This window comes from Flammeovirga pacifica, from assembly GCF_000807855.2.
GTDB lineage: Bacteria > Bacteroidota > Bacteroidia > Cytophagales > Flammeovirgaceae > Flammeovirga > Flammeovirga pacifica.
The window spans coordinates 1,793,371-1,810,449 of the sequence record NZ_JRYR02000001.1 but is presented as its reverse complement, the minus strand read 5'-3'; the positions used below and the strand labels follow the sequence as shown (position 1 = coordinate 1,810,449).

The following is a 17,079-nucleotide window of genomic DNA, read 5'->3' as shown; positions in this document are numbered from 1 at the left end:
GATGATAAGTAAAAGAGGCGATTTCCACTAAGAAATCGCCTCTTTTGATAAAATGTTGCTTACTTCTGTATGATCAGAGGATAATGCCCATAATTTTTATTTTTTGATGATATATCTAAATAGTATTTTCCATTCGGTAAATCAGATAAATCAACTTCTTGAATACTTCCTTCAATAACCTTAATGACCTTACCAAGATTATCTTTAACAGAAATGTAGACATATTCATTTTTCTTATTCTGAATGGATACACGCCCATCAGATGGGTTCGGATAGAGAACAAATGCATCTGAGTCAAACTTCTTTAGTGCAGCTACATCATATTCAATTCTAATTGTTGAAGTGGTTCTTTCAGCAGTACCACATGGTCCTGTACCAATGACATGTACTTCATGATCTCCAATATCAAGTTCTTGAACTGTAAAGACTACTGTTGCTTCATTTAATGGACTTATTGGGGTTGCTTCTTGAGGTAATTCCCATAAGTAAGTGGTTACCCCTGTTACATCTATTGCTCTTAATGTAACTGTATCAGATATAGATATTTCATCTTCTGCACCTTCAATATCTCCTATTTGAGGGGTTTGAGCTAAAGCAATTACAATAGAATCTGAAACATTACTACTACAGCTACTTGATATTTGAATAGCTACCGTCATAGAATCTGCCTCAACATCTTCTACATTTAAAGTAATGAATTTTGTGTTTTGTCCTGAAACCACAACTGCGTCATCAGGGTAAGTCCATGTAAACCCGGTTCCACCAATGGCATCAACCACAATACTTACTTCATCATCGGTACAGTCCAATACTTTATTCGGTGTAATGCTAGAGATAATTGGTGTTTCAACAATATCTACTACATAGGTTCCTGCATTACTTTGCCCACAATTACTTTTGCCTTTTGCTGTAATTGTATATGATCCTGTTTGTGTATTTCCAAAGACTACCTGAACTACAGAAGAATCTTGAGCATTTGTATTAAGAATTGCAGCAGTTTGCGGAATACTCCATTCTACTTTTTGACCTTGATAGACCGTTGATGCCGTTAGAGTAAGGGTATCGACTAAACAAACAGATTTTGAACTACCTACTATTGAAGGAGCTAGGTTAGGGTCTACCAAATTGAATACTAATGTATCACTTACTTGATCTCCACAACCATTAAATCCATGACAAATTATTTGATGTGTGCCATATTGTTCATTGGATAAATCAATTTGAATATTGTCTTTATTAGAATCGGCATCTAATAAAGTAATATCGGAAGGTAAATCCCAAGCAAAAGAATCTATATGAGCATAATTTGATAAATTCAATTTGGCGTGTTGGGTAGGACAATGTAAATCTACTGAGGTTTCGATGTTCCCTATCGAAGGAAGTACAAATTGATGTACATTCCAGCTAATCGTATCACCATATTGATAATTAGCACTTGCATTCATATTTACAGCAGCGACACTAATTGTGGTTGTTTTTTCTGTGGAAGAAGTGATTCCACTAAAATCAAAGGTAGCACTATCCGCATTTGTCATTCCAGGAACTAGCGTGACATTAGGGTCTGAACTCCACCATTGTAAAGTACCTCTTTTATTATCTGAAACTTTAAATGTTCTTGTAGAAATACTACATCCAATCGTATCAGCATTTAATTTTTTACCCGTCAATGGTTTTAGCTGAATAATATCTGTACTTGTTTGAAGTGGACGAATACCTGTATTTTCTTCCAATGTATAGAGTAGGGAGAAAGCGTCGGAGTTAGCCCTATCTATACTCCAAAAAGTACCATTGAAAGAAGCGGTTCCCCGTTCTTTACCATGATCATCATTAGAATTGTAGAACCCTACAGGCCCTCCTTTAGTAAATCCGTATATCTTGTTATTGTCATATCCTAAATCAGACATAGGAAACCAACCTGCGGTACTATCATTACTAGAAGAATTTACATTAGGATCAAAACCTGATTCTGGAAATTCTTTAATGATATGGTTAACACTTATTCTGTTTGTGTTATCTCCCAAAGGGTAGGCAAAAATACAACCCATTGTTGAGGGACTATTATATTCTGAGGCAGCTACTAGAGTATCTGGGTCAGAATTTGCACCTGGTAAAAGAAGCATACTACCTTTAATACCAGGTCCGCCAGTAAATTTTGTTCTTAATTGTATTTCTGTCTTTCTTTGGCTGTCAGCGGTAAATACATCAATAGTGTATTCATGAGATATTACCCACGGTGAACTAGAAACATCTAGTTTTAATATTGTTCCTCCATGAGTTTCAATAATTTTTTCACCAGAACCTTGTGTCGAGTAATAATAGGTGTTGTCATCTTTTTTAGTCACTCCCGATGAGAACATAAAACCCCAATCCCAAGCGGCATCAGGATTATTAATATTTCTCTTTTGATAGAGATCTACGAAGGTCTCAAATTGTCCTGTAGAAAGATCATAAGTATATAATTGATTGGTGTAAGTAAATACTAATTTACCTTGTATCTCGATGATTTCTCCAATAACATTAAAAGTAGCATCTTCTGTTACCTCGTATATTTTATTTGGGAACCTTCCAGAAAGTATAGATACCGAATCAAGATCATCATTAAATTCTATTAAACGATCTCTGTAAAACAAGGTATCTGCTACGTCATATGAGGTAGCTTTGGTTCTTTCAATAGCATAAAATTTTCCATTAGAAGCTTTAAATGCTCCATTCGAGTACCCTTGATAGGCAAGAGAATTATTACCAGTTGAATATAAATGACCAATTGCACCATTATTAGGATCAAACGTAGCAAGAGTACCATAATTAGCAATTCCGCCATCCCTGTTAGAAAAAGTATATTTCCCATTTTCAAAAAGAGCAAGTCTAGATTCAGGAACAAAACCTGTATCGGAACCAAAACTAGCAATAACTTGCATCTTGTTTGTTGTCAGGTTAAACTTAAATATCGTTCCTTGGTTACTATTGCCTCCAAATTGACTAATCCCCCATAATGTCCCTCCATCATCATCTGTGATAATAAAATATTCACATGGATAGTTGAAATCATTAAATTCAACAAGTTCTGAATATTGACCTGAGTTACTTAATTTATAGATTACTCCTTTGAAATTATTTTCTGTAAATAATGCTGGTTGTGTCATGCCAATGAGGTCCCTGCCATGCACTAATAATTCTGTATTTGCAACGCCATTTCTTGATCCTAAAGTGTATTCTTTGGAGACCGTTTTGGCATCTGGATCAACACTTACTAAAGTTCCTAATTGATTACTTCCACCCAAAAATGATCGAGAATAAAATGTGCCAGAAGAATTTCTGAAAACTCCTGAAAACTTTTCACCTAAAAAGCTTCTGTCTTTTACAATGCTAATAATTCGAACAACACCACTATTGATGTCAACTTCATAAAATCCTCCATACCCGTATTGTGAGCCAGAATTTGCTACGACTAATCTATCATTACCTCCTATATTTCTATGAGATAGACTACCTGAGGCTAACATTAATCCAAAAGGATTACTACATAATATTTTATCGTCGGCAGAAGTAAGGTCATATTCTAATATACCACCTGTAGAAATAGATGACCCGTCTAATCCATCAAATATTGGAGCATATAATTTATTATTGAGCTTATAGAACCCGCCGCCCATTCTTTTTATTTTGTATTTGTTTTTAAGATTGCTTAAAGCAATTAGATGGGTGGGGTCGCTTAATTTTACTGCAAATACTATATCTTCAGAAATAGATTTATTACGCATTATACCGTACAATATTTGATTGTGTTCTACCAAATTATAAACGGGATAATGTTGATTATAATCAAATGAGAAAAGTTGGTGCACGGTGTTATTCGAAGGGTCAATTCTGAAGAAAATACCACTGTTATTCTCTCCGCCACCTTCTGTGTGACCATAAATAAATCCATCAGTAGCTTTAAACAAACCACTGTCATCACCTGGCTGTCCCGTAAATGACTCTCCGTGATCATAAAATTCTGGAGCAGTACCTGCAGGTGATGATAAATTATATATCGAAATACCTCCGGCATTTTGAATTCCACCTTCTGAGTTGGTATTCATTAAATAAGGTTGAGCGAGTGATTGACTCGGATATATTGCAATGAACAGTATAAAAGCCAATACTTTATATAGTATTTTGTGTTTTGACATAAGATGATGTGATAATAGTTTGGGTATTATAAATATGAAGTTATCGTATTGCAATACGAATGAATTTTTCAATAGAAATCTCTTTAATGACTTATATAAATTGGTGATAATTTGAGTTAATATCAGTTATTAAAATACTTTTTTATTCTATTTTCTGTAATAGTACAATATTTACTACACAGTGTTATATGACTGAATAATTTACAGATTATCATCTAGTATTATTTGAAAAGTTGAGTATATAAACAAATCAAGAAGTAGTTATAATACCTTTATACCCATAGTTAAATTGAATAAAAATCAATTATTTTAATACTAAATATTTCGCTATAAAATTGATTAACCAAAAAACTATGAGTCGTTTACTATACTCCATTCTTACTTACTGTCTTTTATTTTTTACAATTGGATGGGTAAATAAGATTTCAGCTCAAACAAGATCTCAATTTGGCCCAGATGAATTACTAAAATCATCTCAAGCAGAAAAAAGAGATGGTGTTTATGAATTCGATGGCCATTTAATTTTTAATCAAGGAAGTCCTTATGATCAAAAAAGATTAACCATTCGTTCTAATCAAATAGTGACAATTTGTGGAGATTTAATCATCAATACTGATATTCAATTAATGAATGAAGGAACATTAATAATTTCTGGTTCATTAAAAATTGATAATGTGAAAACGACTCATGTGGATCCACGAAAATTTATTAATTCAGGGTTTCTAATTATTGGTGGAGATCTACTTGGTAGAGATGAAATTACAGCTTTATCATCATCAAACCCTATTCAGGGAAATTCCCATACTTTACATTCTGGTTATATGTTGGTGAATGGAGAAATAAAAGACCATGATCCTTTAACAAGTTCTGGTATTATTTGGACAACTAAAGTTAATTCCCCGCATTATGGAACATATGCAGGGGTAAAATATATTTTAGGTGAAGGAGATATTCAAAGTAATATCCTCAAAATATTACAAATGAAACACCTTGTTCATCATTTTGAACGTCTAAAAGATAAAGACTGCATCAATGATCAATCTTTAGCTGAAATGGATGTTAAGTTGAATAAATTAGATGTTGAAGCCTCATATCGTAGTACCTCCAATCAAAACCTAATCAAGAAATATCATTTTTATAATTATAGTGATATTAATTTAAAGACGACTATTCGATGGAACCCAAATTATAATTTTAACGCTACCATTAAGAATTATACAATTCAGGTGTCAAAAGATACGTCAACATTTACAACAATTTCTGAAGTGATACCAAGTAGAGATAAATCTAAATTTATTGTTACTGATGAAAATGTAGGTGGAGATAGACTATTACAAAAGTATTATAAGTTAGTTGTTGTGAAACAAGATGATACAGTAGAAGAGATATATCTAAAAGGATCATCTACAAGATTGCATTATTTTAAAGGGAAGCTAGGGCCTGATGTCATCGAATTAACTGATTTTGTTGTAGCTCCTAATGGGCAGCCATATTCCGTTTTTATTGCCAAACCGGCGAATGGGGTTGTTAAGATGCAGACAGGTGGAAATTCAATTGTCAATTTTGATGTTTACCCTAACGAAATGGTGATCATTTGCGGAGATTTAGTTGTTGATAATGATGGAGTTAATTTAAATATTTATGAAGGAGGAATATTAGGTGTAACTAAAGACTTTATGTTCACACAAAAGCCTTCTTTTTATACCAATGGAGCCTATGCATTTTCTAACAAAGGAGTGATTATGGTTGGGAATAATTACATGGACCTATCGAACCCAACTCAAGACCTTATGGGTAAGCTGCAAAAACAAATAGGTCTGATGGTAGTTGGTAATGATTTCACAACAGCAAAAGGTAAATTTGATGACGGTGTGTGGGTAAATTCTTATTACAAGAGCCATGGAGGTATAAAACAAGGTGTATTTCAACAATCAAGTTTTATAGAAAAAGAGTTTGCCATACCTAGAAATGCTACTAAAAAGAATAGAGAACTATTAACAATGGCATTATTTACTTATGAAAGTAAAATTAAAAGTAATGAGAAATGTCAAGGTTCAGATTTTCATTTAATAAGTGACAAAATAAAAGCAGGTGAACAAACAAGAGGAACTTTTGTTGAACATATTTACCCTATTGATTTAGTGACAAGAGCAGGAAATTTAGGTGTTCATGAAAATAAAAATTTTGAATTGTTAGGCTCACAAAATCTATCTTCAACAAATCTACATCAGAAGTTTTTGCATGTCGGGCAAGATACTACTTTAACAATTTGTGGAGACCTTATTTTAGACGGTAATTTCTACTTGTCAAATTATGGTAACTTAATTATTACGGGAGACCTTATTATTGATAATTTAAATCCATATTCTCAAACTAAATTTAAAGTTTTAAACCTTGGAAGTATAATAGTAGGAGGGGATTATAAAGGAGTTGAAGTAATGACTGAAAGCTACCCTGGCTTCGTAAATAATGATTCTGGAAGGTCATTCATCCTTGGAAAAGTTTATAAACATAGCAAAACTAATAATCAATGGTTAGAAGAAGTTGGGGATGATTCAAATATCTTTCAAATCAATGCTTTAGGGGATATTGCAAATTTTAATAAAGAAAATGAATTAGAACAAGCGATTCAGGCTTATGAAAAAATGGCAACGCAATGTTCTGGAGTTAGTAACACAAGAATTCAAACGATTGATAACATATTAATTAATACAATAGGGGTTCATAATACTAAACCAAAAGCACTATATGATGATCATCAAAAACAAGTAAAGGTTGATTTTACGATGTCTAATTCTCATAAAATGAAATACTTTTATATTTTAAGGAGAACAACTGATGATACAACCAAATATGTGATTAAAAGTATTTTATCTCGTAAAAAAACAAATACGGCTACTGAAATCTACAATTTTGCAGATACACCACCCTCTCCAAAACCTGATTCTGTACAGTATGTAGTTATTGGTACTAGACACCTTCCAAATGTTGGTCAATCATCAAATCATAGATCAACTCAAGTTTCTTCTACATCCTCAAGTGATGTAGTCACCATATTGGCTCAAAATAATAGAAGAATGTTTGTTTCAGAAAATTCAAATTGGGAATGTATAACTTGTGTAAGTCTACCCATCACATTGTCTAACTTTTCTGTAACAGTCAATAATAATGAAGTTGATTTAGTATGGGTAGACCAACAAGAAATAAATGCTTCTCATTTTATTATTGAAAGATCAACAGATGGTAAGAAGTACGAAGCTATTTCTGATAAGATAGAAGCGGCAGGGAATTCAAATACTGAACTATCTTATTCATTTACAGATGAAAATCCGCCTAAAATGGCTACTTTATATTATAGGTTAGTAGAAGTTGATTTTGATGGAAAGTCACAGCAATGGGTAAGGACAGTCCATCTTTCTGAAGTGGATGAAAGAAATATTAGGATATACCCAGTCCCTGCAGATACAGAATTGCATATAGAATTCACACATCAAGATGCAGAAGAAATAACACTGGTTTTGATTAATGCAGAAACAGGTCAAAAATCAGTTTTACATGGATCGGCTAATTATGATAAAATGAGTTATAATGTAAGTGCAGTTGCCGCAGGTATATATGTAGCTGAAATTTATCATGAAGGCCAATTAGTGCACAATCAAAAAATTGTGATCAAATAGAAATGCTTTAATTTATTTAAAAAAGAGAATTTTATAAGCCCAAGAAGTTACTTGGGCTTTTTTATTTACTATTGTTTCATAATCTTTGTTCAAACAATCAAAAGTTATGAAATTAATCTATATCATGGACCCTCAGTGTGGGTGGTGCTACGGCAATAGCAAAAATGTTCAAAAAGTAATGGAGGCTTTCCCTAATCTCAAGTTTGAGTTAATGGTGGGAGGTATGTGGGTTGGAGAACAAGCACCAACTGGCGGAAAAGATTTAAGTGATTTTATTCAAAAGCACTCTCCAGCAATGGAACAAAAAACAGGTGCTTTAGTATCTACAGAATATTATGAACTAGCCAAAGATGAAACCTATACTTTTTCAAGCTTTGAACCGTCATTAGCAATTAATTGGGTAAAACATCATGCACCCGAGAAAACAGTGGAGTTTGCATCTGAATTACAAAAAGCACAATTTCATTTCGGACAAAAGTTCGATGATTTTAAAACCTACATTACCATTCTACAAAAATTAGATATTGATCCTCAACCCTTCATGGATTCATGGGGTAATGATGAGAATCAAAAACAGACCGTTGATGAAATTAATCAATCAAGAAAAATGGCTGCAGGTTTCCCTAGTTTATTTATTGATACTACAGCCACAGTAGAAAAATTAGCAGCAGGCTATTTTGAAGCAGATGAAATGATTGAAGCGATCAATAGTTACATGGTATGATGTGGTCTTCTAAAAAAGTGGCCTTAACGGGTGGAACATCAGGTATCGGAAAAGCCACTCTTAAAGTGTTAATTGAACTTGGAGCGGAAGTAGTTTTTTGTGGGAAAGAAGAAGGACAAGTCAAGGCTGTGATGGATGAAACAAAATCCAAAGGGGCTTGTGTAGATCTATCTCAACAAGAAGGAATTGATCAATTTTATCAATTCATTAAAGAGGAATTAGGTGAAATTGATGTACTGATAAATAATGCAGGTTTTGTAGTGGTGGCTCCTTTAGAGGAATTATCACGTCAAGATTTTGAATTGATGTACAATATTAATGTTATAGCACCTGCAATGCTTGTAAAGAAGGTATTACCTAATTTTAGGCAAAGAAAAATAGGTGACATTGTCAATATAGGTGCAACAGGAGGTAGTTATGGCTTTGAAAAGGGGGCAGCCTATGCGTCGAGTAAGGCTGCGTTACTTAACTTTTCTCAAACATTAATGAAAGAAGTAAGGAAAGATAATATTAGAGTTTTCCATATTGATCCATCATGGACGACAGGTACAAACAATAATAATAAAGGAACTGAAATCCCTTTAGATACATCAAGACTTACCGCATCTGATATGGCGCAAGTTATTATCAGCCAGTTAGAATTACCAAGAAGAGCATTTATTCCTCAAGTGAGTGTTTGGAGTACTAACCCTTAATTAGACAATGAATATCAATTTTAAGAAAGTAACCACAGATCAAGATTTTCTAATAGTTGATCAGTTGGCCAATAAAATTTGGAACGAGCATTACACCCCAATTATCGGTAAAGCACAAGTTGACTATATGCTTAAGAAGTTTCAAAATTTTGATGTAATGAAATCTCAAGTAGAAAAGGGGTATCATTATTTTTTAATTGAAAGTGATAATAAAGCGATTGGTTACATTGGGTTTACTGAAGAAGAGGGAGCTTTATTTTTAAGTAAGCTTTATTTATTGACTACTGAAAGAGGAAGAGGACAAGGACAAAAATCTTTGAAATTTATCTTTGATTTTGCTAAAGATTATCAATTAAAAGGGGTGAAGCTTACAGTCAATAAATACAATGAAATTGCTATTAAAGCCTATAAAAGATATGGTTTTGAAGTGATAGATGAAGTTGTAGCAGATATAGGACAAGGCTATGTAATGGATGATTATATATTCTATAAATCCATCCAATAAGTGCTTTTTAGATCCATCAATTTATATTGATAAATATTAGGAAATAGCATGATTTACCTTAGCTTTGTGTTACTAAAAAAACATACACTTAATTAAACTTTTTGGACTATGTCTATAGTGAATAAAAAAGCCCCTTTGTTTACTTCAGGTGCTGTAATTAACGGTGAAGAAATCGTAGAAGATTTTTCATTAGACCAATTCATCGGAAAGAAAGAAGTAGTACTTTTCTTCTATCCTAAAGATTTTACTTTTGTTTGCCCAACTGAAATTTTGGCATTCCAAGAAAAATTACCTGAATTCGAAAAAAGAGGAGTTCAAGTAATTGGTGTTTCTACAGATACTGAAGAAACTCACCTAGCTTGGTTAATGACACCAAAAGCAGAAGGTGGTATCGAAGGTGTTACTTATCCACTTGTGGCTGATACAGCTAAAACAATTGCCATGAACTATGGTGTTCTTGGTGGTGAGTATACATATGATGAAGATACTATGCAGTGGGCGTTTGAAGGTGCTCCAATTGCATTAAGAGGTACTTTCTTAATCGACAAAGCGGGTAATATCAGACACTCAGTTGTAAATGATTTCCCTCTAGGTCGTAATATTGAAGATACACTTCGTATGGTAGATGCTTTACAATTTACTGAAAAGCATGGTGAAGTTTGTCCTGCCAACTGGGAAGAAGGTAAAGACTCTATGAAGCCTACAAAAGAAGGTGTAGCAGATTACCTTAAGAAGCACTAAAAATATCCTTTTAAGGAAGAATATAGGAACAGCATCAAGTAATTGGTGCTGTTTTTTTTATTAAACTGATTTAGTATTACGACAGAAGAAAGTTGTGAATACTATCATTCCTATACTTAAAAAGCGCCGTAGGTATTTCAACAAATTTATCCTCTTGTCTGTTGATAAACAATGATATCATTTGATAAAATGGAAAAGTAAATAGCTTCTAAAGCACTTAATTATATAACATTACATGAATATAGACGTTATACTTAAAAAAATATATATTTGTAAAATATTCTTTTAGATATTTATTACTACTAATTTATAATGAACAAAACTTACATTTTAACCCTCATAGGTGTTCTGCTGACATCATTATTATTTGCTCAAGATTACTATGTACTTCATTTATCAGGAAAAGTGAAAGAAACCGACTCTCAAAGGAATTTAATGGTGGGAGATGTAATCAAGGCCGAGACAGAACTAGAATTCTTATCAGAATCTGCTAAAGTTATTGTGATAAGTAAGGAATCTGGTAGAATGTTAATTGACGGCAGTAAAGGCAAGAAATCATATAAAGGAGAATTTATTGATTTAGTAAAGAATGTCTTATTTCCTGTTGCTTCAAATGAAAGTATGAGTACTCGTAAATCAATTGAAACAAAAAATGAAGATGTAACAGATTTACAATCTTACTTTGGGGAAGAGCAAAGAGCTATTATAGGAGACGAATATATTATACATGGAGATCCTACTGTATTCAAAAAGAAAGGAGGTAGTAGCTACATTTATAAATACTATATTGGTAAAGATGCTATCAATAAGGTGATGCGTATTGCTGATGGAGAAATTCGTCTAGATAAAAAAGCTTTATACCCAATTGAAAGTTATGACATTCCTGAAAATGGTTCAAAAGTAGAATTTTACTTTACGAATGTCATTTCTAAGAAATCTATTAAACTTGCCGAGTTTAAGTTATGTTATGTAAACACAAAGTCCTTGAAGAAGGAAGTAGCTACTTTACTAACTGCTTTACAAATTCAAGGAAATGATCAAGAAATTTCGAATCAAGTAAACGCTTATATCTCTCAACAGTATGGAGTACCTTTCGAAGGAGAGGTAGATAAGTGGTTAACTTCAGTTGGATTTATTTCACAATCGAATTAATCCATTCATAAAGTATTGACAAAAGGTAGCATTCATTTGCTGCCTTTTTTTTGTGCCCATTTTTTTGATACAACAATAATTTTTAAAGAATAGATTGTGCTGAAAAATGAAAAAGGTACGCGAAAAATTCACATACCTTTAACCTTAACCAATAAACAACACATAAAATAAACACATGCTTGAAGCAATGTAAGGATTCGAACCTTATAATTCCATGACTTTTGCCATCAATTCATGCTTTTTAGCTCTAATTGAAATACAAATTTACTAGATATTTCAAAAATTTGAAATCTTTTTAAATTTATTAATCCAACTTTTCAATAATTGTAATAAATTTGGGGTATTGATGAACGTAATTTAATAAATAGGCATAACTAATGGAAAAAATACCAGAAATTGATCATGTCGATATAAAAATATTGTCGGAATTACTGAAAGATGCTAAGACTCCTTACACAGAAATCGCAGAAAGGATCTTTGTATCGGGTGGTACAGTTCATGTTCGAATGAAAAAAATGGAGAAGATGGGGATCGTAAAAGGATCAACATTAGATCTAGATTTCACAAAATTAGGGTACGATATTACTTCTTTTCTAGGAATATATTTAGAGAAAAGTAGTTTGTATGAACAAGTTTGTGCTGAACTTGCTAAAATTCCAGAAATTTTGAACTTGCACTATACTACTGGTGACTGGAGTATTTTTGTTCGTATCGCATGTAGAGATACAAATCATCTAAGACAAGTATTGCACGATAAGATTCAGAGTATACCTGGCATCTCAAGAACAGAGACATTTATCTCTTTAGAAGAGAAATTTAATAGGCCTCTCGCCTTTGACGAATCTGACATGGAAGATAAAGGATTGGAATAATCAAATGATTGAGGTGAATAATAACCTCAACGGATTATTTATACAAAAAGAGGTTGTCTCATAATTGAATGGGACAACCTCTTTTTGTAATGACAGTTTTTAAAACGTCTTATCATACTGTCTTTGATAGATTTTTTGACTTCATACTTATATCATCATCATAAAAAGATGAAGACTACTTTTTAAAGACCAATATTCCATTCTTTGACCATCTTTTTGATACAATTTTTTATTGGATCATTACTTTCAGCATTATTCATTACTATACCAATAATAGGAAGGAAATTCTCGTCATAGTTCATTGTCCATATCGGACGACCATAACATGCATTCGGGCAAATTAACCATAAGAAATCAGGTTTTTGATGATCTCTTTTTTCTCCAATAACTCTCACACAAGTATAATATTTGAAAGAAGATTCTTTTAAATCCTGTTCTAATACTGTTTTAGCCATCTTATACTTCGCATCTAAGATCGCATAACGTAACGAAAGGCTAGGGTCACAATACTCTACCACAAAGTCAGGAGTATAATAGAAACTATCTCTATGAGGCTTTCCGTGTAACACTAAGTGGGTGTCATTAGGTTCTCTTCCAATTTGTGGTTGATACAAGAAGTTCAACATCCATTTTCCTTTCACAGGCTGTATGGACAATCTCTTTGGAATGAATTCACCTTCTTTTACCTCCTCTTCTTCAATTTTCACATTAAAGTCTTTGAAGTGGTCCTCCAAAGCATCCCTTAATTGATAATAAGTATATAACTCATAAATCTGATCTAAGAAAGAGGTCTTTAAAGAACCTGAATCTTCATTCGTATCAATTTTGAGATTATAGACCTGTAAAAGAGAAAGGAAAATATTAGAGTACACATTCATCGAACTAAAGCGTTTCGTTAACTTCGGTGGATGTGTATTAGGAGTAGTGTTTGGTAAAAGTTGTCTATACTTTCTTTCTACTCTAAATAACCTTGTCTTTAATTCATTGACATCTTCTACTGCTTGTGCATTGATAATCACTTGAGCAGCTTCAAAAGTAGCATACCCGTTCCCATCATTCTGAGTGATTTGTTTTTGATAATTGATGTATTCTAAATGAGAAAGTAAATTATCAATCAATTTTCTCGCCCAATAAAAGCCACCTAGGATGCACTCATTTTCATAAGTAGCGTACTCCATCTTAACCACAGGGGCATCTATACGGTCTATAACAGTATACATCCCATTGATCTCAATGGCATCAGGGTGATCTTTTAGAGAATCATCAAAATACAACTCATCTAGATGTTCAATTAACCAATCGATACTTTTGTCATCAATATCTGCAGAGGCAAAATCTTGAATTTCTCTTGCTTGAATAGTAGAAGACCTTGGACTATGCGATAATGCAGGGAGTAGGTTTTCCATGTTCATCAAAAACTGTTCAAGAGGTTGTAATCGAGTCGTAGAAATAAGGTGAGACTTGTTCTTTTGGTCTATAGATTCTTCCTCCTCTTTGGTGAAAAGTTTTAAAATGAGCGACTTATTTTTTTTATACAAATAAGTGATCATTTCTTCAGCATCATCACTACTTAATTTAGATGCATCGACTCTTACCTGAAAAGTTTCTTTACCACAAGAGACTTTAACTAACCCTAATTGATTGGAGAAATGTTGACTTAAGCCTACAGTAATAATCCCTTTTTGGATATCATTTGATATCAAAGAGGGTTCTACTTCAACTCCATCAATACTAATTTTTGTGTCTAATGGAAGTTCATAATAATGAAATTCCAATTCGTAAAAGTGGTGCTCCAGGGCAACAATTAAGTTGTCCATTAAGAGCACCTCTTCTCTACTTATATTGTATGGTGGAGTATTTTCTTTTCTAATATGAAAAATCTTAAACTCCATAAATTATCCATCTATTGAGAAGTAATTATAGAAGTGATGATTAAATCCTTCTTTACCTCCTTTTTCTAACATTTTCTGAAGAGTCCATTCTGCATGAGAATCTTTTAAGCCAAAGCCTTTTACAATGGCTAATAACGACTTAATGCCTTCTCTTACTTCAGGTCCTTGTAGATTGATTCTTGTGAATATACGTTGAGCCAAACAATAGTCTAACGGTCTAAATTGTTCATTCATCGCTGAATGAGCAAGGTTACAGTATTCAATCACTGCTTTTCTAGTACGTAAACTGATTTGAATACCCAAGTTTTGTAATTCATTATCAATCTCTCCAAATCTCTCCTCTAGTTCAGTATCAATAAACTCAAGTGCATCTGGGGCTAACTCTTGTTTAAAGTCTTTAAGGTCGAACAATTGTCGAACAGTATCATAACTGATTTCGTATGGCTCAGGCATGATAATTTCTGAACTGATCAAAGGAGTGTCCTTCTTCGGTAAATCCAATCGGATAATATGAGAACGGTCCAATAAACGGGCAGAAATTTGCTCAGTGGTTGAGTCTAAATTTAGAGTGCCTAAAAACCTAAGGTTGTTGGCATACTCTATATTCTCGTTGTTACCTAGTGATATTTTTAAGCCATTATTCACTTGTGCTTTTGCATCAGTTAATGAATAAAATGAAGCCCAATAATGTTCAATAGGACTAAGGTTTGCCTCATCTAAAAGGCAATAAGCCATTGGCGATTTTTGATAAGATGAGTTATGGAACTCACCATCCAACTGCTTTAAGAGATCATACAAGTCTGTATTTGCTCTTTGAAACCTTTTGGATAATGGATTGGCAAAACCGATTAAATCTTTTTGTGATGCCCAACCCCTTGCCACTGAGATTTCAGAAAATCTAGGTTTTTTAGTGATCGATTGCATCAAGTACCTCGCTAAAGACGTCTTACCAGAACCTGGAGGGCCCCAAATAAGAGTCAAAGAGTTTTGATGCATTGCAATAAGAATATTTGCAATGAAATGATCAGGATAATTACGTCCCATTCGACCTAAACGTTTATGGATCTTTTGTGTAAGATCTTTTAACGAATTGAGAGAGGTTTCATTCTCAATCTTAAAGTCTTTGATGGTAATTTCTTGCTCATTATTTTGGAGCTGATTATTTGAAGGATTACTAAAAGCATCAAATTGCATTTTAGTCTTCAACAAATTCTTCAGTGCAGTATCTGCATCTTCTTGTGCTTGAGTGAATTCTTCTTTCAATGCACTAATAGCTACCGAAAGATTATGTTTTTCACCTTTAGCATTATCGATTTCTTCATTCAGACGGGCCAAGTTATCGAAAGTATGAGCTAGTTCAATAGCCTCTGCTTTATCAGAAAGCTCTTCTCTAACTTTATCTAACTTCTTTAACCCTTCTTCGATCTCCCTGTTAATGGCAGATTCTCTTTCTTTTTGAAGACTCTCTCTAATTTTTTGCTCATTATCCTTAAGGTTCTGAATGCCGTCTTCTAAATCTTGAATTTCTTCTTGAAAACGAGCAGAATCTTTACGGAATATATCTTTCTCCCTTTTTAATTGAGCAATTTGATTATCTAAATCAAGTTTTTCGTTTTGTAAACCATCTAAACTTGCTTTGAAGAAATCATTCTCTGCCAGAGAAGTAATAAATTGCTGTAAGTAGGTGAGGTTTTCCTGAGGTTTAGCAAAAAGCTTCTCCAAACGAGTATACCTCTCCTTAAAAGAGTGAATGGTATTGTCTTTAGAAATGGCTTGCCAAACATTGTCAGCTACTTCTAATGACTGTTTTTTATTCAATTGATCTTCCGCCCAATTGAATAAATCTTTTCTACTAATAAAGTCAACAGTATCAACAATATAGTATTCAAGATCTTGGGTAGAGCGTATGAGTTTACGTTTCAACCCTTCTTCTGGCATATTAAATTCTAAAAATGCATCAGAAGGCACCTCATAGGCTTCTACACTTTTACGAACTCCTGTTGCAGATAAACGTACGGATTTTGCTTCCGAACTTGTTTTAACACCTACAAAAGGTCCATAAATTAATCCTTGCTTGTTTTGTGCAAAGAACTTCCTTTCCTGAGCGACATATATTTCATTAATAATGTCATAATATTGTTTGTCAGGGTGGAAAAGGTGAAGTTCAAAGTCAATCTCACCAGGGAAAATTTCTAATAGTTGATCTTCAGATAAAGAGCTTAAGCGATCTGCATGAGTGATATGCTTCGTTAAAGAATTTTCTTTATTGTAGGAGTCATCATCCGTAAGTTGTTTATTTGGACGTACCCCTTTAACTTTTATTAATTCTTCTAACTTGAAATCAGTGGTTAATGTGTATGGTGCACTTGCTAAAAATATAGTCTCACCTAACTTATTAATATCTAATTTAAACCATTCTTCGCCATCAAAATAAAATAAAGGTATTATAAATTTTTTATGCTGCTTAAAATTCTGAGGGTGCTGTGCACCAACTATGTAACTATCTTCTCCTAATGCTTTATAACTTTCATAATCATCAAAAATTTCATCTAATTCTTTAATTTTCATTGTGTGTATTTTCCAATTTATAATAATTGCTTAGGAAAAATAGTCAATAGTACGCATTAATAAAAGTGATTTTTTTTAGTT

Annotated in this window: 10 protein-coding genes; 7 read left to right on the top strand and 3 right to left on the bottom strand. The window is 33.0% G+C overall.

Annotated features, from left to right (window positions below; genetic code table 11):
- Positions 1–59: 59 nt before the first annotated feature.
- Complete coding sequence (locus NH26_RS07280; protein WP_044218463.1) at positions 60–4,082, bottom strand: choice-of-anchor tandem repeat GloVer-containing protein; 4,023 nt, start codon at positions 4,080–4,082, stop codon at positions 60–62.
- A 443-nt stretch (positions 4,083–4,525) separates the two neighbouring features.
- Between NH26_RS07280 and NH26_RS07275 the strand changes: the two genes are divergently transcribed.
- The 7 genes from NH26_RS07275 (at position 4,526) to NH26_RS07245 (ending at position 12,538) form a co-directional block, all read left to right on the top strand.
- The gene (locus tag NH26_RS07275; protein WP_139262922.1) at positions 4,526–7,849 is read left to right on the top strand and encodes a T9SS type A sorting domain-containing protein; all 3,324 of its coding nucleotides are present in this window, start codon (positions 4,526–4,528) and stop codon (positions 7,847–7,849) included.
- A gap of 106 nt (positions 7,850–7,955) precedes the next feature.
- Positions 7,956–8,573 (top strand): DsbA family protein, encoded by a 618-nt coding sequence (locus NH26_RS07270; protein ID WP_044218469.1) that lies wholly within the window; start codon positions 7,956–7,958, stop codon positions 8,571–8,573.
- Positions 8,570–9,268, top strand: a complete 699-nt coding sequence (locus tag NH26_RS07265; RefSeq protein WP_084812084.1) for an SDR family oxidoreductase — start codon at positions 8,570–8,572, stop codon at positions 9,266–9,268. The genes NH26_RS07270 and NH26_RS07265 overlap by 4 nt, the downstream gene beginning before the upstream one ends.
- Positions 9,269–9,275: 7 nt before the next feature.
- Positions 9,276–9,773, top strand: a complete 498-nt coding sequence (locus tag NH26_RS07260) for a GNAT family N-acetyltransferase (RefSeq protein ID WP_044218474.1) — start codon at positions 9,276–9,278, stop codon at positions 9,771–9,773.
- A 108-nt stretch (positions 9,774–9,881) separates the two neighbouring features.
- A complete protein-coding gene (locus tag NH26_RS07255; protein ID WP_044218477.1) occupies positions 9,882–10,514 on the top strand; it encodes a peroxiredoxin in 633 nt (210 codons plus the stop codon).
- Positions 10,515–10,826: 312 nt separating this feature from the next.
- Entirely contained in the window at positions 10,827–11,666 is an 840-nt protein-coding gene (locus NH26_RS07250; RefSeq protein ID WP_044218480.1) for a hypothetical protein, read from the top strand.
- 377 nt (positions 11,667–12,043) lie between these two features.
- Positions 12,044–12,538, top strand: a complete 495-nt coding sequence (locus tag NH26_RS07245; RefSeq protein WP_044218482.1) for an Lrp/AsnC family transcriptional regulator — start codon at positions 12,044–12,046, stop codon at positions 12,536–12,538.
- A 182-nt stretch (positions 12,539–12,720) separates the two neighbouring features.
- On the opposite strand, the gene NH26_RS07240 is transcribed toward NH26_RS07245, so the two are convergent.
- Positions 12,721–14,430 (bottom strand): hypothetical protein, encoded by a 1,710-nt coding sequence (locus NH26_RS07240; RefSeq protein ID WP_044218486.1) that lies wholly within the window; start codon positions 14,428–14,430, stop codon positions 12,721–12,723.
- Between the two features lie 3 nt (positions 14,431–14,433).
- Positions 14,434–16,998 carry an ATP-binding protein gene (locus NH26_RS07235; protein WP_044218489.1) on the bottom strand — a complete coding sequence of 855 codons (2,565 nt, stop codon included), beginning with the start codon at positions 16,996–16,998 and terminating at the stop codon, positions 14,434–14,436.
- Positions 16,999–17,079 lie beyond the last annotated feature (81 nt).

Coding starts and splice junctions, on each gene's coding strand:
- NH26_RS07270 (WP_044218469.1), top strand. CDS start 7,956: ATGAAATTAATCTATATCATGGACCCTCAGTGTGGGTGGTGCTACGGC.
- NH26_RS07240 (WP_044218486.1), bottom strand. CDS start 14,430: ATGGAGTTTAAGATTTTTCATATTAGAAAAGAAAATACTCCACCATAC.
- NH26_RS07265 (WP_084812084.1), top strand. CDS start 8,570: ATGATGTGGTCTTCTAAAAAAGTGGCCTTAACGGGTGGAACATCAGGT.
- NH26_RS07255 (WP_044218477.1), top strand. CDS start 9,882: ATGTCTATAGTGAATAAAAAAGCCCCTTTGTTTACTTCAGGTGCTGTA.
- NH26_RS07245 (WP_044218482.1), top strand. CDS start 12,044: ATGGAAAAAATACCAGAAATTGATCATGTCGATATAAAAATATTGTCG.
- NH26_RS07250 (WP_044218480.1), top strand. CDS start 10,827: ATGAACAAAACTTACATTTTAACCCTCATAGGTGTTCTGCTGACATCA.
- NH26_RS07275 (WP_139262922.1), top strand. CDS start 4,526: ATGAGTCGTTTACTATACTCCATTCTTACTTACTGTCTTTTATTTTTT.
- NH26_RS07235 (WP_044218489.1), bottom strand. CDS start 16,998: ATGAAAATTAAAGAATTAGATGAAATTTTTGATGATTATGAAAGTTAT.
- NH26_RS07280 (WP_044218463.1), bottom strand. CDS start 4,082: ATGAATACCAACTCAGAAGGTGGAATTCAAAATGCCGGAGGTATTTCG.
- NH26_RS07260 (WP_044218474.1), top strand. CDS start 9,276: ATGAATATCAATTTTAAGAAAGTAACCACAGATCAAGATTTTCTAATA.